A 25,861-nucleotide genomic window follows, 5' to 3' on the forward strand; every position below is an offset into this window, starting at 1 on the left:
GTAAGCATGAGTATTAAAATCTTGTTTCCCATGGGGAGTTCTTATGCGTGGAACTTTTCACGTGAGGAGGATACATATGCCGGGAACCGTGTTACTGCATCCGCCGGAACATGCGGCAGAAGGAATGGGGCTGGCGGAGCTCCTGAGTAAAGGAGAGGGCCGGGTGGTTTATCTGCTTCCGACGGTCCGCCAAGTGACAGAATTTCGGAGGAGGTCCGTCCGGTGGGGGATTTCCGGGACGGTCCGTTTTCTTACCTTTGACCAGTTTGTATTGAGCGCCCTTCCTGTTACGCAATATCGCCGGTTGATGACTCCGGTGGAACAGGAGTGGCTGGTTCGCCAGGCGGCAGCCAATGTGCTGGCGAAAGAAGGATTGGAGCATTACCGGGAAATGACGGATAAACCCGGATGGTTGAAAAAAGTGGAAGCCCGCATCGGAGAGATTAAACGGGCGGGCATCCGTCCGGAGCGGCTGGATGACCTGTGGCAGAAACAAGAGGCCCCCCTCAGGGAACTGGCTCGCATATACCGGGAGTATCAGCGCCTTCTCGATGAGGAAGGACTGCTGGATCACGAGGAGCCCTACTATTTGTTGATGGAAGCCGTGCGCAAGATGGAAGTGGACCTGCCGCAAAGGGTAGCGGCAGAACATTTTCCCGATTTGTCGGTGTTGCAGGAGCAATTGCTGGTACAACTGGTGACGGCCGGGGTTGAAGTCTCTTTGCATTTGGCATGGGATGAAGAGCGCCCCCGCCTGTTCCAGGAAACAGAGCAATTGATCAACCGCTTGCGTGGTCGCGGGTTTGTCTCCCGGAAGCTGACTTCTTCTCCCAGTGGAAAAGAGAAAAAAGAAACATTGCGACACCTCACGCGTTGGGTGTTTCATCCCGATGCGCCTTCCTGTCCGGCGGACGATTCGATTGAAGTGATTGCTGCTCCGGGAATTCGCCGAGAAGTGGAAGAGGTGGTGGCCCGCATTCAAGCTTGGCGGCGGCTGAGCCGTGCCCCGATATCGGAAGCGGCGATCATTTGTCCGGATTTGGATATCTATCGTCACGACCTTTTCTCCGTTTTACGGGAAGCGGGCATCCCATGCGAACGGGAGGAAAGAAAGCGATTATCCCGGCATCCGTTGATGCGTACCTTGCTGCATGGGCTGTCCGTCCGTGCGGGCAATGAATCCCTGCGTCCGGCGCTGATGGAAAGCTCTTGGCTTCCGTTGGGAGAACCCGAACAACGGGGAGCCCTCATCCGCGGGTATCGCCTGCTGGGGCAGCCTCGTTCCTCGGAAGCCCTGGAACGCCGGTTGTCCCGTATAGAACAGGATGCTTTTCGCAAACAGATGGAATCGGAAGGTGTCCCATGGGAGCTGCTCACCCGATTGCGCACCCTTTATCGTTGGGTGGAGGCGATCCCTTTTCGCAGCACCTGGCAGGAATGGAGGGACTGGTTCCGGGATTGGGCCCATGTGTTGCGCCGTCCATCTGCCTGGCGGGAAATGGCCCGGGATGCCCGGATGTTTTCCTTGTTGGCGGAGGAGATGAGCGTTTGGGAACAGATCAAGCAGATTTTGGACGAATGGGAGCCGCTGTTCGCATCCAGCCGTTGGGGAGAGACAGAGGCGGACTTAACGGATTTTGCCGCCGCTTTGGAACGGGCCGCGGAGCGGAAAGAGGTGAAAATGAATCCCGGGCGCAAAGGCGGCATTCGGATTTTGGAGCCCAACCAAGTGCGGGGGGAACGATTCCGTGCGGTATTTGTGCTGGGATGTGCGGAAGGGGTTTGGCCCCGTCCCATTCGTGAGGACTGGCTGGTTTCGGATGAGGAACGGCAGCGCCTTCGGAAAGAAGGGGTGCGATTGGCCTTGTCCAAAGAGCAGCGGGCGCATCAGATCACTCCTTTTTTCCAAACGCTTGTCGCCGCCAAGGAACGCCTGGTTCTTTCTTATCCCGCTGTGTCGGAAGAAGGGAACCGCCGTTTGCCTTCTCCCTATCTGGAAGAGCTGAAACAAGTGTTTTTACCGGGAACTTTGATTGTCTCAGAGCGAGCAGTGTCCGATGTCTTACCTCCCAGGTGGGAAGATTGTCCTTCCTGGTCCCGGAAAACGGAGTGGGCCGTCGCCACCTTGCATAAACCACAGACAAAGTCTAACAGCCCCGAGGAACGGGAGAGAGCCGATGCCCATCTTGCAGAGTGGTTCCGGCAGAATCCAGAGGGAGCCCGATATCTCGCCGCAAGGGTGGAAGCGGAGAGGCAACGTTGGTACGGGAAGGCCGGAAAGTTCGATGGTGTGTTGAGCCTGGCGGTGATGGACGACTGGCGGGAACGCTTTCGTAGCCAGGTGTGGAGTGCTACTCAGTTAAATGAATTGATGCAGTGCCGCTTTCATTTTTTTGCCGGTCGCATGTTGCAGGCGTTGCCCCGAAAGGATGCCGATGAGGAAATGACCGCGTTGGAACGGGGAGAATTCATGCACCGGGTGCTGACCCGTTTTTGGAAATTTCACCGGGAAACACCTCTGCACAAGATCCAGCCGGAAGATGCTCGTGATCGGATGTTGGCCGTGCTGGACAGCGTCTGGCAGGAATGGATGACGGTACGGGGTGCTGTCGATTCCTTGGTTCTGCGAGTGGAGAAAGCGCGCCTACGGCAAAAGCTGTTGACGATGCTGGAACATGAGCAGATGTGGCGGAAAAAGGGAGACCACCGACTGCGGCCCCGCCATTTGGAGTTTTCTTTTGGCATGCAGGTGGATTCCACCCTGGTGCAATCCGGGGAGGTGGATGGGGCGTCCACCTCGTCTCCGGCACAGATCCCCCTGTCCGAGACTCGTACCATCCGGCTGAGGGGAAAGGTGGACCGGATCGATGTGAATGATGAGGGAGAGTATGTGATTTACGATTACAAATCCGGATCGGCACCCCTGACGGCAGATGTGCATGGGGGAGCCCATCTGCAGCTGCCGCTGTATATGTGGGCTTTGCAAGAATCCTTCGGTTTTCAGCCGGATCGGGCATTGGGGGCGGCCTTTTATACACCGGGAAAGCGAAAAGGAGGCAATCCGCCCACAGACAACCGCAACCAAGGGTTGTGGCGCAAAGCACATGCGGACAAAGCGGGAATCAGCGCTCGGGCCGGCAGTCTCTTGGAGGAAGGGGATTGGGTTCGTGTGCAGGAGGAGATCCGCAACAGCCTGTCCCGGCAGCTCGACTGGATCGAAGCAGGCAACTTTGCCGTTGACCCTGCCCGGGGCTGTCCCGCCTACTGTCCCCATCAACATGTGTGCCGCATCGATACCCGCCGCTCAGGCAAAGGGAGCCCGGATGAGGAAGGTGATCAACCATGACGACGGACAAGCTTCTGCTGACCCCGGCGCAACAGGAAGCGGTGGACTCTCTGGATACGGACTGCATCGTGACGGCCGGTGCGGGTTCCGGCAAAACCCGGGTACTGGTGGAACGCTTTCTTCTTATTTTGTCCCGCCATCTGGATGAAGAAGATATTTGGGAGCGGGTGGTGGCCATCACTTTTACCGAAAAAGCCGCCGCTGAGATGAAAGAGCGGATACGAAGCGGGGTCACAGCGCGCTGGCAGACAGCCAAAGAGTCGGGCAAAGAGAGGGAGGCCGGCGCGTGGCATCGTTTGCTGACAGAGATGGAACAGGCGCGAATCACAACCATTCATGCTTTTTGTGCCCGTTTATTGCGGGAATATCCGGTGGAGGCGGGATTGGACCCCGGTTTCCGGGTGTTGGATGAGGCAGAGGGAACGGTGTTGTTACGTGAAGCCATTCAGCAAGCACTCAACCGCTCCTTCGCCCGGCTGCCGCAACAGGAGAACGGCACTTCACCCGTGGAACGCACGTGGATGCGCTGGGGAATCGACAAGACGGTGGAACAGATCGCGGGGGTGTACCGGGCGATGCTCAACCAAGGACTCAACCCCCAGCGTCTGTCGGAGGCTACACTGGATCATCTGCAGAAAACTCGGCAACAGTTGCAGGAAAAGGTCCGGACGGGTCTCCTGGATGTGCTGGCGGCAGGAGATCGGCTGATGCAGGTGGAAGGCGGCAAAAAAGCGCAGGCCTTTCAAAAAGCGTGGCCGTCCCTGGCCGCGTCCCTGAAACAAGGATCGCAACCGGAAGAGTGGCTTCCCGCTTTGCGGGAAGCGGAGGCACTGTTGAAGGGAAACTGGGGCAAGAAGGAGGAAGTAACCCTGCCCCGGGACCGGATGAGGACGGCTGCCGCCGCCTGGAGCGAAGTGTTGGAAGGGTGGATGACGCTGCCTGAAGAGCGGGAGTTAGTGGATTGGTTGCTGTCTTTGCTGGCGGACGTGGATGAAAGGTACCGCCAAGCGAAGGAAAAACGGCATGCCGTTGATTTTGACGAGATGCAGATACGGTCGGTTCAGTTATTTCGCACACATCCCCGGGTCTACCGAAAAGAACGGGACCGGATTGCTTATCTGATGGTAGACGAGTTTCAAGATACCAACCAAGCGCAAAAGCAGCTGGTCGATCTGCTTTCCTTGGGAGCGGACGGTCAACCCCAGCCGGGCAAGCTGTTTGTAGTCGGGGATCCGAAACAATCCATCTATCGGTTTCGAGGATCGGATGTCGAGGTGTTCAGCGCCACCCGGAGGGATATCCAAGCCCGGGGAGGAAAAGAAGTGGCGCTGGTGGACAACTTCCGCTCCGATCCGGCCGTGATTGCCTTTGTCAATGGTCTGTTTGAAAAGTTAATGTCCAGTGATCCCGAAGAGGTAAACCATTACCGCCCGGCCCTTGCCAAACGTTCATCCGCCAAAGGGCCGCGGGTGGAGTGGATTTGTTTGCCTGATCGGGAGGATTGTCCCGAGGGACGGGAAGTGCGGGATGTGGAGGCGGACGAGATTGCCCGCCGGATCGGCCAGTTTATCCACGAAGGGAGAAAGCCGGGGGAGATCGCTGTTCTTTTTCAAACCATGAAGCATGTGAAACGATATGAGGAAGCGTTGCTGCTTCGAGGAATTCCCTTTTATGTGGTAAAAGGGCGTGGATTTTACGAGCGGCAGGAAGTACAGGATGTGCTTCATTTTCTGCGTTATGCGGCGGATATGTCAGACCGGCTTTCCTTGGTGGGTGTACTGCGCTCTCCCTTTTGCGGCCTTTCGGACGAAACCCTTTGGTTACTCTCCCGCAGGGAGCAGTGGGAGTCCGACCCGGACAGCTGGCTGCGGACAGAAGGACTGCCGGAGGAGGAGCGGCTCAAGCTGCGCCAGTTTCTCCGCGTGTTACATGGGGTTCGCCGACGGGCAGGAAGGGTAGCGGTTGCCGAACTCATGGAGTGTTTGTTGGAGGAATCGGGTTACCGCCAAGTTTTATGGAGTACTCCCTTTGGAAAACAGGCGGTGGCCAACCTGGAAAAGCTGGTTCAGGTGGCCCGGGGTTGGGAGGAAGGAGCAGATCCTTCCTTGAACAGCTTTTTGCGTAAAGTAGAGGAATGGGCGGCAGCGGGTCATCCGGAAACAGAAGCCCAGGTGGAAGAGGCGAATGGTAACAGCGTCAGGCTGATGACGATTCACCAGTCCAAAGGATTGGAATTTCCGGTGGTATTTGTCCCCGACTTGTCCCGTCGGCAGCCGGTGAAGGTGCCGGATGTGCTGCTCGACCCGGACCAAGGGTTGGCGATCACGTTAACCGATGAATGGGGGGAACGCCGGGAAAGCTTTCGCTGGAAGCAGAGGGCGGAAGAGGAGCGCAAGCGGGAGCGGGAAGAATCGGTGCGCCTCTTTTATGTGGCGGTTACCCGAGCGGAAGACCGCTTGATTCTGAGCGGAACGCCGGAAGAACACAAAGGGTTCGCCAAAGGGGAACCCATCCTGTCGGGAGACACTTGGAGCAAATGGTTGAACGGTGCATTCGGGGAGATCGGAAACAGCCGGGAACGATGGGAGCCGATAACCGGTGTGCATATCCAGTTGCGGAAATGGGAGGAAGCGGGGGAGCCATTGCCCGTTCAGCTGCGGTCGGAACCAGCGGAAGCAGATCTCTTGTCCCGGGTCCCCATGGCCGATCCTATTCAGGGGCTGTGTTTGGAAACCCGGGGATACGGGGAAGCTGATCTGTTTCCGGTCAGTGTGACCGATGTAACCCGATTGGCAAACTGCCCCCGCCGCTATTTTTATGAACGGATGTGGCAGCTGCCGCAAGTGGGAGAAGGATGGGACGAACCAAGCGGGTCTGTTGAGGGTTCGCATGAAGCCCGTGAGCTGACCCCTCAAATCAAAGGGGAGGTGGTCCACCGGGTGTTGGAGTGGTGTAAAGGGGATGAAACGGCAGATGACGTGGCGCCATTGATCCGGGAGGCACTGGCGGAAATGAATGCAGACCCGTCCTCTCCGGCAGCGGTGGAGGAAGTGCAGAAGCTGGTTCAGGTATACCTCGCCAGTGAATATCACGGTACCGGTTACGAGTCGGTGCGGAAGGAAGCCCGTTTTTTGCAGCCGATGGCAGGATTGAAGCTGGAAGGGATCATCGACCGTTTGCATCGGGGCCCGGATGGAGAATGGGAACTGGTCGATTACAAGACGAACGGAATTTCCGCGGAAGAAGTGGAAGAAACGGCGGAGGAGTACCTTCCTCAGATCCAACTGTATGTGTTGGCTGCAAAGGAGGCGTGGAACCTTTCCGTTCGGCGCGCGGTCCTGTATTTTCTCCAACCGGACCGGCAAAAGCGGTGGGAAGTGAATCCACCATGGTTGCACCAAGCGCAGGCCACACTCCATACCGTTTCCCGCATGCTGCGGCAGGAAGAAAAGCCGGAAGCGTTCCCCCCGCGTCCGGGCATACGTTGTCAGTATTGTGCGTATCGGTTTCTGTGTGAAGAAGGGGAACAGGTGTAAGGGGAGTCCGACGTTGAATCTCTTCACACACCGCCTTCTTTCCAAGGTATAATACAGCTAGGCAGCACGGGGAAGCTTTACTGGCTGTGCAAGAGATGGAATCCTCCTGCACAGATGACGACGCTTTGGGCCAGTACCGCCGTTTATGGAAATAAAAGGTTGTCACCGTGCCGGGATCCTAATGCGTTGCATGTGTTAGGAAATGCGACGCCAAAAAACAAGGGGCGGTCCCTCCTTTTTGGCGGGAGGGACTTTTTGCAATGAAGGGAATGGGAGTGAAGAAATTCATCGATGGATAACAAACGGGATGTGCATCCGAACTCCGGCTGGACCGATAGATGGAAGGGCTGGATACGAAAGCCCTGGTTTCGGCGAACCTTATGGGGAGCGGGAGCAGCGTTGCTGCTGTTTGTCCTGGTGCTGAACGTGGCGATCTGGTCGATGGATGTCAGCGCACTGGATAAAGCGACGCCGCAACCCACCCTGATCTATGACCGGTACGGCAAGGTTGCCAGCAAGATTTCCGCTTCCCAATCCGAGGGAGTGAAAATCAATCAAGTTCCCAAGCATGTGATTCAGGCAGTGGTCGCCATTGAGGACCAACGGTTTTATCATCATTCCGGCGTCGATTATGTGGGAACCCTGCGCGCTGCCGTGACCAACCTGCAAGCAGGCAGCGTGGTTCAGGGAGGGAGTACGCTGACGCAACAGTTGGCGAAAAATGTGTTTTTGACCCATGACCGCACGTACAAGCGGAAGATCAAGGAATTCTTATATGCCAAGAAAATCGAGCGCACTTATTCCAAAGATCAGATCATGGAACATTATCTGAATACCATTTATTTCGGTGAAGGTGCCTGGGGCGTGCAAAAAGCGGCCCAAACCTATTTCGGCAAGGATGCAAAAGATTTGAACCTGGGGGAAGCCGCGACGCTGGCTGGGATGATCAAGGCTCCGTCATCCCTGTCCCCCTTTAAACACTTTAACAAGGCGATGGAACGACGGAACGTCGTCCTTGATAAAATGGAGGAGCAAGGGTTTATCTCTTCCCAGGAGCTGGCCCGGGCGAAAAGCGCGGATGTTGTCTTGCAAGGCAAGAAACTGGACGAATACAAAGGGAGATATCCTTCTTATGTAGATGCGATTATCCAGGAAGCGATCGATCGGTACAACCTGACCGAAAACGAGGTGCTGAGCGGCGGGCTGAGGATCTATACGGAACTGGACCCGCGCATGCAAGAGTCTGCTGAACGGGTGTATCGCAATCCCGCCTATTTCCCGCAAAGTCCGGATGATCAGCTGGTCCAGAGCGGCACCGTGTTGCTGGATCCTACCACCGGGGGAATTCGGGCGCTCGTCGGCGGGCGTGGAGAGCATGTGTTCCGCGGTTTCAACCATGCCACCCAGTTGAAACGGCAGCCCGGATCCACGATGAAGCCGCTCTCCGTTTACACGCCTGCTTTGGAAAAAGGGTATACGATCGCCAGCCGGCTGAAGGACGAACCGATGAGTTTCAGGGATTACCGTCCGACCAATTATGATGGACGGTACCGGGGAGAAGTGACCATGTATGAAGCCGTCATCCATTCGGCCAACATACCGGCGGTCTGGCTGTTGGACCGGATCGGGGTGGAACAAGGGGCCAATGCGGTGGAGCGTTTCGGCATCCCGCTGAAACAGGAAGACAAGAGTCTCGGATTGGCTCTCGGCGGCATGAATCAGGGAACATCCCCGCTGCACATGGCCCAGGCATATTCCGTGTTCCCCAACAATGGGGTAATGGCGGATGCCCATACCATCAAGCGGATCGAAAACGTTGACGGGGAAAACATGGGCAAATGGTACAAGAAATCCATCCGCGTCACCTCCCGCAAAGTAGCACAACACATTACCTATATGCTGCGGGGAGTGGTGCAGGAGGGAACAGGACGGCAGGCCCAACTGCCGGGTCGTCCCACAGCCGGCAAAACGGGAACCACTCAAGTGCCCGGACAGGCCAGCGGAGCCAAAGATAACTGGTTTGTCGGCTATACGCCGCAGCTGGTCGGAGCAGTCTGGCTCGGCTATGACAAGACGGATGCCCGCCACTACCTGACTACGTCCAGCGGATCGACGGCAGGGCCGATCTTCCGGGAGATCATGTCGGAAGCGTTGAAAGGACAGCCTGTGAAGGCTTTCGATCTATCAATGGTCAAGTACAAAAAGCCGCCCAAAGTGGAAGAGGAGAAGAAAAAGGAAAAGGAACCCGACAAGCTGCGCAAAGAACTGAAGAAGGAATGGAACAAACGGAAGAAGCAACTGGAAGACGCGCTCAAAAAGAAAGCGAAAGAATGGCGGGAAAAGCTGGAACAGTGGTAGTGGCAAAAAACGAGACAAAAAAGCGGCACATAACACGACCTGAGTACGACCAAGGCGTGACGTGTGCCCCTGTGGGTACTTGCGCTTTTGAGTGCATCCCACATGGTACCGCGTCTCGTTGACTCACTGGATGGACAGAATCGCTTTTAGCGACGTCGGAATGGCGCGACGGATAGAAGAGCTTTTTGCTGTGTATAAGAGATTGTGGTGTCAAAAGGGTTCTGGATCATTTTCCGCTTGACTTCAAAGATGTGCAGAAGAACGTGGTATACTATGAGCATCATGATATAATGAAAGGAGGAGAATATCATGTCCCAGTTTTTTACCGAATTACTGGCCGGATTCGCCCGCATCGTCGTATCTGGCTTTGTTCTGTGGATGGTGTTGGTGGTCGGCTTGTTGTTCAAGGAATTGTTCAGCCCTGGAGATGTCAACCTGCGCTCTTATCTCCTCCGGGTCTGGTCCTTGTTTTTGAATTCCTTTGAGATGGCTTCATACGGTTGGGTACTCTGGTCATTTTACCGATTAAACAGCACGGATGCGGATTTGCAATACGGTATCTCCTTAACGTTGTCGATTATCGCCTCGGTATATTTCCTCTATTTACGAGTGACGGGAAAAATGCTCCTCAAGCATCGTGCTTGAGATGAGGCACAGCCAAAAACCCCCGGTAAAACCCCCGGGGGTTTTTGCTATGCCCCTTTACTTCGCCCCTGGATTACGAGATAATATAGGGAAAAATTTCGTTGAGAAATTAAGCAAAGTGGTGGAGTGTGACGATGCCGATAGAACGATTGATGGAAAAAGTAAGCCGGTATTTGAAAGAGGAAGAGTTGCCGGCCATTGAAAAAGCGTATCTCTTCGCCGAAGAGGCGCATCGCGGGCAAACCCGCAAATCTGGGGAACCTTATATCGTGCATCCGGTGGAAGTGGCGGAAATCCTGGCGGATCTCAAGATGGATGCCACGACACTGACTGCCGCCATTTTGCATGACGTGGTGGAGGATACCGGGGTCACCTTGGAGATGCTGGAGGCGGAATTTGGTGAGACCGTGGCCCAGATTGTGGACGGCTTGACCAAATTGAAAAAACATATGAAATACAAGTCGACGGCAGAACATCAGGCGGAAAATCACCGCAAGATGTTTGTGGCCATGGCTCAGGATATCCGGGTGATTTTGATTAAACTGGCGGACCGCCTGCACAACATGCGGACCCTCAAATACTTGCCGGAAACGAAGCGTCGCCGCATCGCCAAGGAAACCCTGGAGATTTTCGCCCCGCTGGCACATCGGCTGGGAATTTCCACGATCAAGTGGGAACTGGAAGATATCGCTCTCCGTCATCTGAATCCACAGCAATATTACCGGATCGTCAATCTTATGAAGAAAAAGCGGGCGGAGCGGGAACAGTACCTGGATGAGGTCATTGCGACCCTGCGCGAGCGGTTGGAGAAGATGGGGCTGAATGCAGATATCTCCGGTCGACCCAAGCACATTTACAGCATTTATCGCAAAATGGTCAAAGATCACAAACAGTTCAATGAGATCTACGACCTGTTGGCGGTTCGGGTGATTGTTGATACGATTCGGGATTGTTATGCGGTGCTCGGCATCATTCATACGATTTGGAAGCCGATGCCTGGCCGTTTTAAAGACTATATCGCCATGCCCAAGGCCAACATGTACCAATCCCTTCACACGACGGTGATTGGTCCCAAAGGCGAACCGATTGAAGTACAAATCCGCACCACGGAGATGCACCGGACGGCGGAATACGGTATCGCCGCTCATTGGGCGTATAAAGAAGGTTCCCAAGTGGAAGGGAGCTTCAATGATAAACTGAAGTGGTTCCGCGAAATTCTGGAATTGCAGCAAGAGAGCAACAATGCCCAGGAATTCGTGGAAAACTTGAAGATGGACTGGTTTTCCGACTCGGTGTTCGTCTTTACCCCCAAGGGGGATGTGCTGGAGCTGCCGTCAGGCTCTGTTCCCCTGGATTTTGCCTACCGGATTCACACGGAAGTGGGAAACCGTTGTATCGGAGCCAAAGTGAACAACAAAATCGTCCCGTTGGATCACAAATTGAAAACCGGGGATATCGTAGAAATTTTGACATCCAAACACAGCTACGGGCCCAGTCGGGACTGGTTGAAGCTGGTCAAATCCTCCCAAGCCCGGAACAAGATCCGAAACTGGTTTAAAAAAGAGCGGCGAGAGGAAAGTGTGGCCAAAGGCCGGGAAATGATCGAAGCGGCGTTGAAAAAGCAGGATTTCGATGCCGGGGCGATTCTGGGCAGCGACCGGGTAAAAGAGGTGGCCGAGAAGTTCAATTTCCCCGATGAGACGGATATGTACGCTGCTGTAGGGTATGGGGGCCTCTCCGCCACGCAGGTGGTAAACCGGCTGACGGATGGACTGCGCGCCGAAGAAGAGCAGCCCTTGGTGCTGCCGGATGTCAAAGCGATTCCCCAGCGCCGGAAACGGGTGGGGCACGGAGTGCGCGTCAAAGGTGTGGATAACCTGCTGGTTCGCTTGTCCCGGTGCTGCAACCCCGTGCCGGGTGACGAGATCAAAGGGTTTGTCACCCAGGGACGAGGGGTTTCCGTTCACCGGGCCGATTGCCCCAATCTCAAATCCGTTGAGGAAGAGCGGATGGTGCCCGTGGAATGGGAAGGCATCGGAGATCAGTTGTACAATGTGGACATCGAGATCTCCGGGCTGGATCGCAACGGCTTGCTGAACGAGGTGTTGCAAGCGGTCTCGGAAACGCGGGTTAACCTGGTCGCTGTCAGCGGGAAAGCCGATCGGCGCGGCATGGCCAAGATTAACATGACGATCTCCATCCGCAACCTCAGCCACCTGCAATCGGTGGTAGAGAAAGTAAAAACCGTACGCGATATTTACAGCGTGCGCCGCATCATGCAATAGGAGAGGAGGGAGAGGTTTGCGCATCGTTTTGCAACGGGCAAAAGAGGCCAGCGTGACAGTAGACGGGCAAGTTACCGGGGCCATTCAACAGGGTCTCGTCTGTCTGGTAGGCTTCACCGAAGGAGACAGCGAAGCGGATATCCGCTATCTGGCGGACAAGCTGGTTCATTTGCGGATTTTTGAAGATGAGAACGGCAAAATGAACCATTCCCTCAAGGACGTGGGGGGCGGGGTATTGTCCGTTTCCCAGTTCACTCTTTACGGCGACTGCAGGAAGGGGCGCCGGCCCAATTTCATGGCAGCGGCCCGGCCGGAAGAGGCGGAGCGGCTGTATGATCGGTTCAACGAAGAGCTCCGTTCCTTGGGAGTGCCGGTGGAAACCGGGATCTTCGGTGCGATGATGGATGTCCAGCTGACCAATGACGGTCCGGTTACCCTGATACTGGAAAGCAAAAACGGAAAAGGCTGCTGATGAGAAGAGCGGACGGCCTTCGCCAGGGAACTTTCGGGACCCTAGGTTTGGCAACCGCCTGTGCTATAATAACGTGAGACAATGGAGCAATTTTGCTCGATAAGGAGGACGTATCGGATATGACAATCAAACAACAGTCCTTGGATCAACTGGCCGTCAATACGATTCGCATGCTGTCGATTGACGGTGTGGAAAAGGCCAACTCGGGACACCCGGGAATGCCCATGGGCGCTGCGCCGATGGCGTATGTCCTGTGGTCCCGTTTCTTGAACCACAATCCGGCCAATCCGAAGTGGTTCAACCGGGACCGCTTTGTCCTTTCAGCAGGGCACGGTTCGATGTTGCTGTACAGCTTGCTTCATCTTTCCGGTTATGATCTGTCTATGGACGAACTGAAAAATTTCCGGCAATGGGGAAGCAAAACCCCGGGACACCCGGAATACGGACATACCCCCGGTGTGGAAGCGACCACTGGTCCGTTGGGACAAGGGATCTCCACCGCTGTGGGGATGGCGATGGCGGAACGCCATTTGGCTGCCAAATACAACAAGAAGGACTTCCCGCTCATCGACCACTACACATACACCATCTGCAGTGACGGTGACCTGATGGAAGGGGTAGCCGCAGAGGCGGCGTCTTTGGCCGGTCATTTGCGGTTGGGCAAACTGATCGCGCTGTATGATTCCAATGATATCTCCTTGGACGGAGAGCTCGCTCAAGCGTTTACGGAAGATGTGCAGAAGCGCTTTGAAGCTTACGGCTGGCAAGTACTCCGGGTGGAAGACGAGAACGACCTGGATGCCATCGAAGCGGCCATTAAAGAGGCTCAGACCGACACCGAGCGTCCGACCCTGATTGAAGTGAAGACCACGATCGGCTTCGGCAGCCCCAACCTGGCAGGCACGCACAAAGTGCACGGTGCTCCTATGGGGCCCGAGGAAGCGGCAGCGGTGCGGAAAGCCCTCGGCTGGGAGTGGGACGAACCTTTCTATGTCCCGGAAGAGGTACGGGCACACTTCCGACAGTTGAAAGCCCAGGGAGCCGATGCGGAAAAAGCCTGGAACGAGCTGTTTGACCGTTACAAACAGGAATATCCGGAGCAAGGTCGTGAATTGGAGACGGCCATCCATGGCGAGCTTCCCGAGGGCTGGGATGCCGATATGCCCGTTTTCCAACCGGGGGAGAAGAAGATCGCTACCCGGGCGGCTTCCGGTGAAGCGTTGAACTACTTTGCCAAGACCGTGCCGTCGCTTTTCGGCGGTTCCGCCGACCTGGCTTCTTCCAATAAGACGGAGCTCAAGGGAGAAGGCGTCTTCCACGCAGAGGACTACTCCGGCCGAAATGTCTGGTTTGGTGTACGGGAGCATGCCATGGGTGCCGCATTGAACGGGATGATGCTGCACGGCGGTCTGAAAGCATTTGGTGCCACCTTCCTGGTGTTCTCGGATTATCTCCGTCCTTCGATCCGGCTGGCGGCACTGTCCGGGTTGCCTGTAACCTATGTCTTTACCCACGACAGCATCTCTGTCGGTGAAGACGGTCCGACGCACGAGCCGGTGGAACAGCTTCCGTCGTTGCGCTTGATCCCGAATCTGAATGTGTTCCGTCCGGCGGATGCCAACGAAACGGTGGCAGCTTACCGTTATGCGCTGGGACAAAAGGATAAGCCTTCAGTCATGGTGCTGAGCCGTCAAGGCTTGCCGGTGCTGGAGGGCACCGCCGAACGGGCCAAAGAAGCCGTGGCGAAAGGCGGTTATGTCCTGTCCGATGCGGAAAACGGACATCCGGATGTGATCCTGATCGCTACCGGTTCCGAGGTGAGCCTTGCTATGGAAGCCCAGCAACAGTTGAAAGCCAATGGCATCAACGTCCGGGTGGTCAGCATGCCGTGTCGGGAACTGTTTGACGCGCAATCCGATGATTACAAGGAAAGTGTCCTTCCGTCCCAGGTAAAAGCACGGGTGGCCATCGAGGCGGCGTACCCTTCCGGATGGGAAAAATATGTAGGTGACCAGGGTGCCGTCATCGGAGTGGACACCTTCGGTGCCTCTGCCCCCGGCAACTTGGTCATGGAGAAATACGGCTTCAACGTGGACAATGTGATTCAACACGTAAAAACGGTGTTGGGTCGGTCATAAGGAAAGCAATCAAATACCCGGTTCCGGAACACCCGGACCGGGTATTTGTCATTGGAGGGCATTCGTATTCTAAATCGGTACTTCCAGCAAGTATGCGCTTCTGCTCCCCATCTGCAAAAGAGGGGAACAAGCCATGACAAGTTTCCGAAAAGAACGAAAATCCCTTTCGTTGGTACGGGATAACGATGTATGCTTCTCGTGACGGGAATACGGTGTCAGTAAGTGATTTGAAAGGAGCGGAGATCGTTCCGCGGTGTCTTGGACTGGGTGGAGATACGGGTCACTTTGGACAAAGGACTCCCTTTGCGTACACCTTTGATAAACTTGTTCATCGCTTCTGTCGGTCCTTGGGCATCGATTTCCACCGTTCCGTCTGACCGGTTTCGTACCCATCCGACAATGCCGCGTCGGGCGGCCAACTGCTGGGTGTGCCTGCGAAACCCGACACCTTGAACTTTTCCGTGAACAATCATATGCACTCGCTGCATTGCTGTCACTCCCATCTCACGATTCCTGAACATATGGGATATACGGTCTCAAAAACCCTCTTCCCTCCAGATCAAAGAAATGAAACAGCCAATCTTGGATCGTTGGACGATAAAGGAGTGATCCATTGGATAACGGACTGCTTCTGCAATGGATTATGGAGTATGGATATCTGGCCCTGTTTTTTTGCTTGTGGCTAGGCATCGTCGGCTTGCCCCTCCCCGATGAAGGGATTGTTATGACAGGGGGAGCGGTGTCGGCTGCAGGGATTCTGCAACCGGTCGGCTCTTTCGCCGTCACGTATCTGGGGGTCATCTCTGGACTGAGCCTCGGGTATGTGTTGGGGTTGCGTGTAGGGGCACCGGTATTGGACTCTTTTGAACGGAAGCCAAAATGGCGCAAAGCCATTCGTCAGTCGCAGGAGTTGGTTGCCAAGTACGGCCCCTACTCGTTGTGCATCAGTTATTTTTTTCCGGTACTGCGCCATGTGGTGCCTTATCTGGTGGGGATGAACCGGATGCCTTTCCGTCAATATGCCCTATTATCTTATAGTACGGGTTTTATATGGACACTCCTCTTTTTTTCCGCCGGCATGATATTCAAGAACGCGATCGACTGGATTCAACATGCGCTGGATCAGTATACACCGTATCTCTTGGCAGGTACAGGTTTTATCGTGTTGGTTGGCGTGTTGTTCAGCAAGGTACGGGGGGCACGCCGGAAGGAGGAACATGTGAAACATTGAGACTCCACAGGCATGAAGGCGTGGGACTCTTGGGTAGTTAGCGTCCTCCATTATTTCTGCTTCGGACAACTCCCAAGTTCAGGGCTGTCTCATTAACCCATCCTATGCAGTTAGAAATGTACCCGCCTGGGCGGCGTAGGCTTTCAGTCGGCGCTTTCTGTAAAAGAACGTTTTCCGTATCAGAACCTCGTACATGTATGAAACTCCTTTTTCCGCGGGCAGGATAGTGCTATCGATAAGAAACGGTGGTGATATCCGTGCGCCGAGCCGAAAAGGAACGGAAAGCAGCTGTGCAACAAACGCTCCATCTGTCGGTGGACTTTCAGGATGATCAGGAGCAAGACACGGGGGTCGGAACCAGCAGGGTGCCGATTTATGTCCGGCATTGGTTAGAGGGGCTGGACCCGTCGGATTTCCTGTAACAACCGCATTGATTTCAGGCGAAGACTGGGCTAGACTGGTGAGAGAAAATCTGAGGAGTTTAACGTCAAAGGAGGAACGCACACCTTGAATGGCTAGGTGTTGCGGTAATCGATGAAACAATTGCGGGTAACCGGGGTCGACCCGTCCTTTTATCGGGATATAGAACTGATTGCTTCATTGTTTTTTTCCAAAGTAAACGTGAGTGAAAACCAGGAAACGGCAGATCTGTGGCTCCATTTTTCCGTGGAGGAAGGTCATCCGATCCGGGTGTCGGTGACGCTGAGCGATCCGGGGCGGGACCAGGCATGGCACGGTTCTCATGTACGGGAAGCTGAAGCGGGAGAGACGGGCAAAGCTTACCGGAAACGGGTGAAGCAAGCGATCAGCCACGCCTTGCTGCAAGTATTGGAAGAAGCGACAGGCATCCGGCAGCCATGGGGGATCTTGACGGGAGTGCGCCCTACTAAGCTGCTGCACATGATGTTGCAAAAAGGTTACACCATGGACGAAGCCGCGGCGATTCTGCGCAAGGATTATCTGTTGGAGCCGGAGAAAATCGCTATTTTGCAGGAGATTGTCCATCGGCAAACCACGGTGCTGCCGGATTTATACGAGCTGGATCGAGAAGTCAGCCTGTATGTCGGTATTCCCTTTTGTCCGACCAAGTGCGCCTATTGTACATTTCCCGCCTATGCCATACAGGGGCGCAACGGCTCGGTAGAAGAATTTTTGTCCGGACTTCACGAGGAAGTGGAAGCGGTCGGGGATTGGTTGAAACGAAACCAACTTCCGGTCACGACGATTTACTTCGGCGGAGGAACTCCGACCTCCATCACTGCAAATCAGATGGATGAGCTCTTTCGCAAAATGAAGGCGTCGATTCCCGGTTTTGAGGAGGTGCGGGAGTTGACGGTGGAAGCCGGGCGTCCCGATACCCTGAATGAAGAGAAGCTGGATCTCCTCAAGCGCTGGAAAGTGGACCGCATCAGTATCAATCCGCAAAGCTTTGAAGAAAACACCCTGAAGCTGATCGGACGTCACCACACCGTGAAGGAGACGCTGGAAAAATACCAACTCGCCCGGGAGATGGGTCTGCACAATATCAATATGGACCTGATCATCGGGCTGCCCGGCGAAGGGGTGGAGGAGTTCCGGCAAAACCTCGCCGTGATGCAAGAGCTGCGTCCGGAATCCCTTACCGTCCATACCTTGTCCTTTAAACGGGGTTCGATCATGACTCGGAACAAAGAAAAGTACAAAGTGGCCGAATGGCGGGAAGTGGCAGAGATGGTCCGCCTCGCCCGGGAGTGGACCCGGGAACAAGGTTACGTGCCCTATTATCTCTACCGGCAGAAGAATATTCTCGGGAATCAGGAAAACGTCGGCTATGCGTTTCCTGGGGAAGAAAGCCTCTACAACATCATCATCATGGAAGAGCGGCAGACGATCATCGGCCTAGGCTGCGGTGCCGTCAGCAAAATCATCCCGCCGGGTACCGGAAAAATCCAACGCTGGCCCAACCCAAAAGAACCCCAGGCGTACATCGATACCTACCTCCGCCATATCCACGAAAAGCTGGCGGCGTTGGACGAAGCTTACGGAGTGGGTACGTCTGCTGGAGTATAGCAGGATGGTGCGGGTAATTCCCTCCCGATTCACGACGGTGACGCCATCGACGTCGGTCTTGCGTGTGATGGATATAGCAGGACAAAGCCGATTTTCTCACTGACAAACAGTGGGGAATCGGCTTTTTTATCTGGTTTTTTGGGACAACGATAACAAAATTCTCAGGAAAGAAAGGCTTGGATGCCTTTTTAATGACGATACGATATTGGGGGAAGATATGTCTTGCGGACTAGACCCTATGGTCTGGATATATTACGTTCACAGGAAAGGGTGGTGTTCGTTGTTTTTCTTTTTCAAGCTGCTCATAGAATAAATTTGTGCTGTGTGCAAGGTTGTCATTAATCTCAACCCGGCCCTGTGCCGGTTTTTTTGTGCAAATAAAAGCCCCGCTTTTCCCAGTGCGGAAAGTAGCGGAGCCATTGGTCCATTTGGACCTTTACTTGATAAACCCCAATTCCGGATAGTCGGTGATAATGCCGTCAACGCCGTTGTATACCATTGCTTCGGCAGTCTGTTTGTCCAGAATGGTATAGGGAGTGATCTTCATTCCCAACAAGTGGATATTATCGACAAGATCTTTATCCACCAGCTTGTGGTTGGGGTTGACATAGTCGGCATATGTAGCAAATTCCAGGAGTTGCTGCTTGGAGATCCCGTCCGGATTTTCCGAGAGACTGACCAATACACCGATCGGTACCTGGGGCAACAGGCGGTGGAAAGTTTTCATGGAGTTTTGGTCAAAGGATTGAACGATGATGTTTTTATGGGATTTGTGAAGGTTTCGCTCTTTCAACTCATTGGCCACTTTCTTTTCGATGCCGGGATACAGAGACGGCTGTTTCAACTCGATCAGGATCCCGATTTTTCCCTGGTATTTATCTAACACTTCGTCCAAGGTCGGAATCCGTTCCCCTTTAAACTCGGGTCCGAACCAGCTGCCAGCATCCAGTTGGCGGATCTCTTTCAAGGTGTAGTCCTTCACATTACCGGTTCCGTTGGTGGTCCGGTCCACGGTGGTATCGTGAATGACAACCAGGTGACCGTCTTTGGTCATTTGCACGTCCAGCTCAAAATAATCCGCCTTCATCTCTACGGCTTTGTCAAAAGCAGCCAGGGTGTTTTCCGGTGCGTGTCCCGATGCGCCGCGGTGGGCAATGTTCAAAAAGCTGTCTTCCGCGTGAGCAACAGAAGCATTACCGTCCAATGCCGGGCCGACCGCCAAACCAAACATCAAAACGACAGCCAGCAACATGGGTTTCCAGCGCATGATCATACCCTCTTCCTTTTGTTGTTCAGGTACATTGTAGGGAGAGTGTATAAAGAAGGATTTAAACATAATAAAACCTTTTGTAAATTTTAATACCTAAGTTGAATTAGCTTTCTGCCTGCTAGACTGGAATACCGGCTGTTCCATAGTGAACAGAGGATTCAGGCGTTTTTACTGGAGAAGACACCCACACATATTCTTTGCTAGTTTCGTAGATATAACATAGGAGAACTAATGGAGAACAGGGTGATCGATTTGGTGCGTACTCTCAGATACGTAAGAAGCAAATGGACACAGGCCAATTTGTTAACCAGGCATTCCCCGACAGCAGCACACGTACCGGCGACGCTTCCCTTTTCCGCTGCCAATATGAAACGGTTGCTTTCCCGGTATTCCACGTTGTATGTCAAACCGGATGCCGGTGGACAGGGAATCGGTGTGATTCGTGTGGACCGACGAAAAGGACGCGGGTATCTTGTCCGGACCGCCGGCAAAAGAATGGTTTCCAAAGATAGTAAAGCCCTGTTTCGGGTGTTAAGGAAATCAACCAAACATCGTCGATATGTGATCCAACAGGGGATTCCCAGTGTGACGCTGAAGGGAAACCCTTTTGCTATCCGAGTGCATATCCAGCGTGTTCAGGGAAAATGGGTGATTGGAGGCGTGGCGGGAACAGTGGCTCCCCCAAGGAAGATTGTGACAAACCGTCACCGCGGCGGGACACCGATGGAGATGAACGTGTTGCTGAAGCGGCATTTGGGATACAACAAAAATCAACGTTCTAATATGAAGCAGCAGTTGGAAAAGTTGTCTCGGGAAGCGGCCAGAGCCATGGCTAAAGGGTATCCCCGTATTCGGGAGTATGGGATTGATTTTGGCCTGAATTCCAATGGAAAACTGTGGATCTATGAAGTAAATATCACTCCAGGCATTGCCATCTTTGCATCCCTGCCGAATAAGGGGCAGTATTACCGAATTCTTCGTTTACGGAAACGTTGAAAATAACGACTGTCTTGTATAGAGCGAGATTCATGGAACATAGCTTGATGATCTCATGGGATCCCGTTCACCTATCATAAATACCTCCTCCGGTTACTATCTTCTATTGAATAGACTTGTCGGAGAGGAGATGGAAAGATGCGGATGGTCTGTTCTGCGTGCAGCAAAAGCAGAGCATTTGAATTGATCGGGATGTGCGATTGCGGTGGTGTCTGGATGGTGGAATATGACTTGGATCGCGTAAAAGCGAAAATGACCCGGGAAGTTTTGCAAAGACGACCGGCCTCGATGTGGCGTTATCGGGAATTGCTGCCGGTACAGAACCAACAGGCAGTTGTTTCTCTGGGGGAAGGGTGGACGCCGCTGCTCTCTTTGGATCGATGGGCGAAATCCCTTCCTGTCGGTCAAATCTGGGTGAAGAGAGAAGAACAAAACCCGACAGGCAGTTTCAAAGCTCGGGGATTTTCGGTTGCGGTCTCCTTGCTTCAGGAGCGGAGCATCCGAAAAGCAGCCGTTCCCTCCAATGGCAATGCGGCTTCTGCTTTGGCTGCGTATGCTGCAAGGGCAGGCATCGAGGCATATGTGTTTGTTCCGCAAGATTGCCCAGGGATGTTTGTTCGGGAAGCGGTCAGCTTTGGAGCCTCCACTTGGCTGGTAGATGGATTGATTCATGATGCGGGAAAAATCATTGAAGACGGAAAAAAAGAGCACGGGTGGTTCAATGTTGGAACCGCCAAAGAACCGGGCCGCCTGGAAGGAAAAAAGACCATGGGGCTGGAGATGGCCGAGCAGATGGGATGGCAGTTGCCCGATGTAATTTTGTACCCTACTGGTGGCGGGTCCGGTCTGATCGGCATTTGGAAGGCTTTTCGCGAGCTGAAAGCGTTGGGGCTTGTACAAGGGGAGATGCCGCGATTTGTCAGCGTGCAAGAAGAAGGCTGCACCCCCATTGTAGATGCGGTCAAGAAACAGACAACTCAGGTGATCCCTCCGGCCAATCCGCCAGCTTCTTCGCCGACGGGTGTCAGGGTCCCCCGGCCGCCCGCAGGGGCACTGATCTTATCCATCCTGCGGGAAACCGAAGGGACGGCGGTGGCGGTCACGGCGGAAGAAATCGCCGATGCCCAACGTATATTGGGTGCACATGGCATCTCGGCGTCGCCGGAGGGAGGAGCTGTGGCAGCAGCATTGCTTTGGCTCTGTGACAGCGGCTTTATCCGTTCAGATGACCGGGTGGTGTTGTTTAATACCGCGCATGCATTGAAATACTGGCATTATCCCGCGCCACGAGAGATTTCAGTCATTCGAGAGTATAGAGAAATGGAGTAAACGACTCGGGAAGTCCATTTCTGATCTATAACATCGAGTAAACAGGGACGTCTGTTATTGGACGATCCTGTTTTTTGGATAGCTCTCATGCCAGTCTTTTATCATGGCTTTCGAGTAAAGGACCGGATGGGATGGCGTCTGTTGGCTGACCAAAATGCATAAGGTCCTATCGGAGTCCGTACTTCAAATTCCCGCTTGTGTTGGTGATTCTCCATATAAACGAATAAAAAAACGGCCTTAGGCCGAAGATTGGGAAAAATGAAAACAAAACATTGCAGAAAAACGTGATAAGGAGATGTGCCTAAGTTGCCGTTACCGATACATGAAGTCGATCTGCTGCTTAACCCATTGATTGGAGCAGCACTCTTTCAATACGGAATCTTTCGACTCCTTGATTTCGGAACCGCACACTTGGCAGATAGCCACATGCGTCGTGTTGAATTCCTGTTCCATATCGGAACCCTCCCTGAAGAAGTTACACATATTATACTATAACAGTATACGTTATGTAAACATCTGTGATACAACAAAACCGAAATCGGGCGTCGATTGAAAGCAGGCCGCGAACAAAGGGAAGAGCGGCTTTCAAAAATACCCTCCAAACCTGGACGTCGGATTACACGAGAGAACAGTTATTGGACAACAAAGATAAAAGCTTGACAACGTTTTGTTCTTCCCGTAAAATACATATTCAAACCAAGCTTTTTGGATTGGGAAATGCTTCTCTTTGTTCGGCGATGTACAAAGTAATGGATTATGCATGCCTATGAAGGGAGAGTACCCGTTCACCGGGCAGCCAGAGAGGAGACGCCGTGGCTGCAAGCGTCTCTCTGTCACGATTCGGGGAAAGACACCTGGAGGTTCCGGACCGAAATCCCGTCAAGGAGAGTAGAGCCGGACGTCCGCCGGACGATACCCGGCTTAAAGAGGGAGACGCTGTTTTTCGTACATATCGATCGTCTCCAAACAAGGGTGGCACCACGGGAACCAATCTCTCGTCCCTGACAACACGGTCAGTGGCGGGAGATTTTTTATTGATTCGGAAAAAGACAAAGGAGGCGGGCAGGATGGCTTTTCGGATACCCCGGGGCACAGTGGATCTGATGCCGGGTGAAGTGGAAAAGTGGCAGTATGTGGAAAGTAAGGCGCGGGAGTTGTGTCGCCGTTATCATTTCTCGGAGATTCGCACCCCGATCTTCGAGCACACGGAGCTGTTTCAGCGGGGGGTGGGGGAGACCACCGATATTGTGGAAAAAGAGATGTACACCTTTACGGACCGCGGCGACCGCAGTCTGACGCTTCGTCCGGAAGGGACGGCGGGGGTGGTTCGTTCCTTTGTGGAAAAAAAGGTGTTCGGTCAGCCCCAGCCCACCAAGTGGTATTATATCGGGCCGATGTTTCGCTATGAGCGGCCCCAGGCAGGGCGGCAGCGCCAGTTTCACCAATTCGGCGTCGAAGTGTTCGGGACAGAAGAGCCGGCGATGGATGCGGAGATTATCGATTTGGGTGTTCAGTTTTACCAATCCCTCGGTCTGACGGGCGTGAAGGTGGAGCTGAACAGTGTCGGCTGTCCCCAGTGCCGGCCGGTTCACCGGGAACAACTGGTGAAGTTCCTCACCCCGCGCAAAGACGAACTGTGCAAGGATTGCCAGTCTCGCCTGGACCGAAATCCGATGCGGATTTTGGACTGTAAAAATGAGCGCTGTAAGGAACTGACCCAGGATGCCCCGAAAATGGTGGACTGTCTTTGCGATGAGTGCCGCACGCACTTTGATGCGGTGAAGGAGTACCTGGATGTACTGGGTGTAGACTATGTGCTGAATCCGCGGTTGGTTCGCGGGCTGGATTATTACACCCGGACGGCTTTCGAGTTCACTGTGGAGAGCAAAGGTTCCCAAGCGGGAACTGTCGGCGGCGGCGGCCGCTACAACGGGCTGGTAAAAGAAATCGGCGGGGATGACGTGCCGGGCATTGGTTTTGGTATTGGCATCGAACGAACCCTGCTGGCTTTGGAGGAACAAGAGGTGACCCTTCCTATCGATTATGGGGTGGATTGTTACCTGGTCACGCTGGGGGAAGAGGCCAAGCGTCAATCCGTCACGCTGCTGAAGGCCTTGCGGCAAGCAGGTTGTTCGGCTGAGCGGGATTACCTGGACCGCAAGATGAAAGGGCAGATGAAGGCGGCGGACCGTGCCCAAGCCCGTTATGTGGCGATCTTGGGTGAAAATGAGCTGAAAGCAAACAGCATCGTTGTCAAAGAGTTGGCTACGGGCGAACAAGAAACGATCGCACTGGACCAATTTGTGGATTATGTACGGGAAGGCAGTCGGAAATAGGAGGAGGACAACATGAAAAGCGTATATCGGACCCATCATTGCGGCCAATTGGATAAATCACACGTGGGACAGGAAGTCGTCATTAACGGTTGGGTGCAAAAACGAAGGGACTTGGGTGGCTTGATTTTCTTGGACCTACGGGATCGATCCGGTGTGGTGCAGGTCGTGTTCAACCCGGAAATTTCCGAAGAAGCGGCTCGATTGGCGGACAAGGTACGGAGTCAATATGTGCTGGCGATCCGGGGGGAAGTGATTGAGCGGTCACCGGATACGATCAACCCGAAAATGAAAACCGGGGAAATCGAGGTCCAGGGAAAAGAGCTGGAAGTATTAAACGAATCCAAAACACCGCCCTTCATGATCGAAGATGATGTGGACGTGGACGAAACCGTTCGCCTCAAGTATCGCTACCTCGATCTGCGGCGGCCGGTGATGCAACGGACGCTTCAGCTGCGTCACCAAGCGATGCAGGTGGCCCGCCGGTTCCTGGATCGGAACGGGTTTGTGGAAGTGGAGACGCCTATGCTGACCAAAAGCACCCCGGAAGGGGCACGGGACTATCTGGTGCCGAGCCGGGTGCATCACGGTGAGTTTTATGCGCTGCCCCAGTCGCCGCAAATTTTTAAACAGCTCTTAATGGTGTCTGGGATGGAACGGTATTTCCAGATTGTGCGGTGTTTTCGGGATGAGGACCTGCGTGCAGACCGGCAGCCGGAATTCACCCAGATCGATATTGAAGCTTCCTTCTTGGAACCGGAACAGTTTCTCAGCATGATGGAAGAACTGGTGGCCGAACTGTTCCAGGAAACGATCGGTTTGGACGTACCCCGTCCCTTCCAGCGCTTGACCTATCAAGAAGCGATGGAACGTTACGGCAGTGATAAACCGGACCTGCGCTTCGGCATGGAATTGGTGGATCTCTCGGAAATCGTGAAAGAATCCGGCTTCAAGGTGTTTGCATCCACAGTGTCTGGCGGCGGTAAAGTGAAGGCGATCAACGCCAAAGGAAGTGCCGGCTGGAGCCGCAAGGAAGTAGACCAATGGGGACAAACGGCTCAGGAGCTAGGGGCAAAAGGACTGGCCTGGCTGGCTTTCAAAGAGGAAGGTCTCAAAGGGCCGGTGGCCAAATTCCTGTCCGAAGACGAAGTGGCACAAATCGGACGCGCGATGGATGCGCAAACCGGCGATATGATCCTGTTTGTGGCGGACAAGCCGCAAACGGTCAACGATGTGCTGGGTGAACTGCGCCTGCGCCTGGGTAAATCGCTCAACCTGATTGACGAGAAAGCGTTCCGGTTCGCCTGGATCACAGAATTTCCGTTGCTGACCTATGATGAAGAGGATGGCCGTTACTACGCCAACCATCATCCCTTTACCATGCCGATGGAAGAAGATATTCCGTTGTTGGAGACGGACCCGGGCAAAGTGCGCGCCCAAGCTTACGACATGGTGCTGAACGGGTATGAAATCGGCGGGGGCAGCCAGCGGATTCACCGCCGGGAAGTGCAGGAAGCCATGTTCAAAGCACTCGGCTTCACCATGGAGGAAGCTAGAGAGCAGTTCGGTTTTATGATGGATGCCTTTGAGTACGGTGCTCCGCCCCATGGAGGGATCGCTTTCGGGTTTGACCGGATCGTGATGCTGCTGGCCGGACGGAACAACTTGAGGGATTGCATCGCTTTCCCGAAAACGGCAAGCGCCAGCTGCCTGATGACGGAGGCACCGTCCCCGGTAGATGAAAAACAGCTGGATGAGCTGCATATTCAGGTAAAAGAAAAGCCTTCCCATAAAAAAGAGATTTAGGTGGTTTTGAAGATTGTTTACCGCTTGATATGGAAATCGTTTCTGTGGTACCATAAAAACACTAAAA

Annotated in this window: 17 protein-coding genes; 14 read left to right on the plus strand and 3 right to left on the minus strand. The window is 54.0% G+C overall.

All coding sequences use genetic code 11. The features are described from left to right. The first annotated feature begins 76 nt into the window (after positions 1–76). The 7 genes from IEW70_RS06350 to tkt all read left to right on the plus strand — a co-directional run bounded on the left by IEW70_RS06350 (position 77) and on the right by tkt (position 14,780). A complete protein-coding gene (locus IEW70_RS06350) occupies positions 77–3,346 on the plus strand; it encodes a PD-(D/E)XK nuclease family protein (RefSeq protein ID WP_188647101.1) in 3,270 nt (1,089 codons plus the stop codon). Continuing rightward, positions 3,343–6,882: a UvrD-helicase domain-containing protein gene (locus IEW70_RS06355; protein ID WP_188647102.1), complete on the plus strand. Its 3,540-nt coding sequence runs from the start codon at positions 3,343–3,345 to the stop codon at positions 6,880–6,882. The genes IEW70_RS06350 and IEW70_RS06355 overlap by 4 nt, the downstream gene beginning before the upstream one ends. Before the next feature lie 291 nt (positions 6,883–7,173). Further along, positions 7,174–9,240 carry a transglycosylase domain-containing protein gene (locus IEW70_RS06360; protein ID WP_188647103.1) on the plus strand — a complete coding sequence of 689 codons (2,067 nt, stop codon included), beginning with the start codon at positions 7,174–7,176 and terminating at the stop codon, positions 9,238–9,240. Positions 9,241–9,549: 309 nt separating this feature from the next. After that, complete coding sequence (locus IEW70_RS06365; protein ID WP_188647104.1) at positions 9,550–9,885, plus strand: hypothetical protein; 336 nt, start codon at positions 9,550–9,552, stop codon at positions 9,883–9,885. Positions 9,886–10,019: 134 nt separating this feature from the next. After that, positions 10,020–12,170: a RelA/SpoT family protein gene (locus tag IEW70_RS06370; protein WP_188647105.1), complete on the plus strand. Its 2,151-nt coding sequence runs from the start codon at positions 10,020–10,022 to the stop codon at positions 12,168–12,170. A 16-nt stretch (positions 12,171–12,186) separates the two neighbouring features. After that, positions 12,187–12,642, plus strand: a complete 456-nt coding sequence (gene dtd, locus IEW70_RS06375) for a D-aminoacyl-tRNA deacylase (protein WP_188647106.1) — start codon at positions 12,187–12,189, stop codon at positions 12,640–12,642. 119 nt (positions 12,643–12,761) lie between these two features. Then, positions 12,762–14,780, plus strand: a complete 2,019-nt coding sequence (tkt, locus tag IEW70_RS06380; protein WP_188647107.1) for a transketolase — start codon at positions 12,762–12,764, stop codon at positions 14,778–14,780. Positions 14,781–14,995: 215 nt separating this feature from the next. On the opposite strand, the gene IEW70_RS06385 is transcribed toward tkt, so the two are convergent. Next, positions 14,996–15,268: an acylphosphatase gene (locus tag IEW70_RS06385; protein ID WP_188647108.1), complete on the minus strand. Its 273-nt coding sequence runs from the start codon at positions 15,266–15,268 to the stop codon at positions 14,996–14,998. A gap of 125 nt (positions 15,269–15,393) precedes the next feature. Between IEW70_RS06385 and IEW70_RS06390 the strand changes: the two genes are divergently transcribed. From IEW70_RS06390 to IEW70_RS06400, 3 genes are all read left to right on the plus strand, one after another. Beyond that, complete coding sequence (locus IEW70_RS06390; protein WP_188647109.1) at positions 15,394–16,011, plus strand: DedA family protein; 618 nt, start codon at positions 15,394–15,396, stop codon at positions 16,009–16,011. Between the two features lie 257 nt (positions 16,012–16,268). Next, complete coding sequence (locus IEW70_RS06395) at positions 16,269–16,433, plus strand: hypothetical protein (RefSeq protein ID WP_188647110.1); 165 nt, start codon at positions 16,269–16,271, stop codon at positions 16,431–16,433. Positions 16,434–16,545: 112 nt separating this feature from the next. Then, positions 16,546–18,060, plus strand: a complete 1,515-nt coding sequence (locus IEW70_RS06400; RefSeq protein WP_188647111.1) for a coproporphyrinogen III oxidase — start codon at positions 16,546–16,548, stop codon at positions 18,058–18,060. A 436-nt stretch (positions 18,061–18,496) separates the two neighbouring features. Here the strand turns inward: IEW70_RS06400 and IEW70_RS06405 are convergent, their stop codons facing one another. Continuing rightward, the gene (locus IEW70_RS06405; protein ID WP_188647112.1) at positions 18,497–19,327 is read right to left on the minus strand and encodes a glycerophosphodiester phosphodiesterase; all 831 of its coding nucleotides are present in this window, start codon (positions 19,325–19,327) and stop codon (positions 18,497–18,499) included. A gap of 258 nt (positions 19,328–19,585) precedes the next feature. Between IEW70_RS06405 and IEW70_RS06410 the strand changes: the two genes are divergently transcribed. Together IEW70_RS06410 and IEW70_RS06415 are read left to right on the plus strand one after the other, a co-directional pair. Beyond that, the gene (locus IEW70_RS06410; RefSeq protein WP_188647113.1) at positions 19,586–20,326 is read left to right on the plus strand and encodes a YheC/YheD family protein; all 741 of its coding nucleotides are present in this window, start codon (positions 19,586–19,588) and stop codon (positions 20,324–20,326) included. Positions 20,327–20,464: 138 nt separating this feature from the next. Beyond that, positions 20,465–21,655, plus strand: a complete 1,191-nt coding sequence (locus IEW70_RS06415) for a threonine synthase (protein WP_188647114.1) — start codon at positions 20,465–20,467, stop codon at positions 21,653–21,655. Positions 21,656–21,967: 312 nt separating this feature from the next. Here the strand turns inward: IEW70_RS06415 and IEW70_RS06420 are convergent, their stop codons facing one another. After that, entirely contained in the window at positions 21,968–22,108 is a 141-nt protein-coding gene (locus IEW70_RS06420; RefSeq protein ID WP_188647115.1) for a hypothetical protein, read from the minus strand. A gap of 614 nt (positions 22,109–22,722) precedes the next feature. Between IEW70_RS06420 and hisS the strand changes: the two genes are divergently transcribed. Next, positions 22,723–23,991 carry a histidine--tRNA ligase gene (gene hisS / locus IEW70_RS06425; RefSeq protein ID WP_188647116.1) on the plus strand — a complete coding sequence of 423 codons (1,269 nt, stop codon included), beginning with the start codon at positions 22,723–22,725 and terminating at the stop codon, positions 23,989–23,991. Between the two features lie 12 nt (positions 23,992–24,003). After that, positions 24,004–25,794, plus strand: a complete 1,791-nt coding sequence (aspS, locus tag IEW70_RS06430; RefSeq protein ID WP_188647117.1) for an aspartate--tRNA ligase — start codon at positions 24,004–24,006, stop codon at positions 25,792–25,794. Positions 25,795–25,861: the final 67 nt, after the last annotated feature.

This window comes from Marinithermofilum abyssi (assembly GCF_014641195.1).
GTDB lineage: Bacteria > Bacillota > Bacilli > Thermoactinomycetales > DSM-45169 > Marinithermofilum > Marinithermofilum abyssi.

What these genes read in the sequence shown, in the direction of transcription:
- IEW70_RS06405 (WP_188647112.1), bottom strand. Translation starts at nt 19,327, where the DNA reads ATGCGCTGGAAACCCATGTTGCTGGCTGTCGTTTTGATGTTTGGTTTG.
- IEW70_RS06350 (WP_188647101.1), top strand. Translation starts at nt 77, where the DNA reads ATGCCGGGAACCGTGTTACTGCATCCGCCGGAACATGCGGCAGAAGGA.
- hisS (WP_188647116.1), top strand. Translation starts at nt 22,723, where the DNA reads ATGGCTTTTCGGATACCCCGGGGCACAGTGGATCTGATGCCGGGTGAA.
- IEW70_RS06365 (WP_188647104.1), top strand. Translation starts at nt 9,550, where the DNA reads ATGTCCCAGTTTTTTACCGAATTACTGGCCGGATTCGCCCGCATCGTC.
- IEW70_RS06355 (WP_188647102.1), top strand. Translation starts at nt 3,343, where the DNA reads ATGACGACGGACAAGCTTCTGCTGACCCCGGCGCAACAGGAAGCGGTG.
- tkt (WP_188647107.1), top strand. Translation starts at nt 12,762, where the DNA reads ATGACAATCAAACAACAGTCCTTGGATCAACTGGCCGTCAATACGATT.
- IEW70_RS06420 (WP_188647115.1), bottom strand. Translation starts at nt 22,108, where the DNA reads ATGGAACAGGAATTCAACACGACGCATGTGGCTATCTGCCAAGTGTGC.
- IEW70_RS06415 (WP_188647114.1), top strand. Translation starts at nt 20,465, where the DNA reads ATGCGGATGGTCTGTTCTGCGTGCAGCAAAAGCAGAGCATTTGAATTG.
- IEW70_RS06385 (WP_188647108.1), bottom strand. Translation starts at nt 15,268, where the DNA reads ATGCAGCGAGTGCATATGATTGTTCACGGAAAAGTTCAAGGTGTCGGG.
- IEW70_RS06360 (WP_188647103.1), top strand. Translation starts at nt 7,174, where the DNA reads ATGGATAACAAACGGGATGTGCATCCGAACTCCGGCTGGACCGATAGA.
- IEW70_RS06400 (WP_188647111.1), top strand. Translation starts at nt 16,546, where the DNA reads ATGAAACAATTGCGGGTAACCGGGGTCGACCCGTCCTTTTATCGGGAT.
- aspS (WP_188647117.1), top strand. Translation starts at nt 24,004, where the DNA reads ATGAAAAGCGTATATCGGACCCATCATTGCGGCCAATTGGATAAATCA.
- IEW70_RS06370 (WP_188647105.1), top strand. Translation starts at nt 10,020, where the DNA reads ATGCCGATAGAACGATTGATGGAAAAAGTAAGCCGGTATTTGAAAGAG.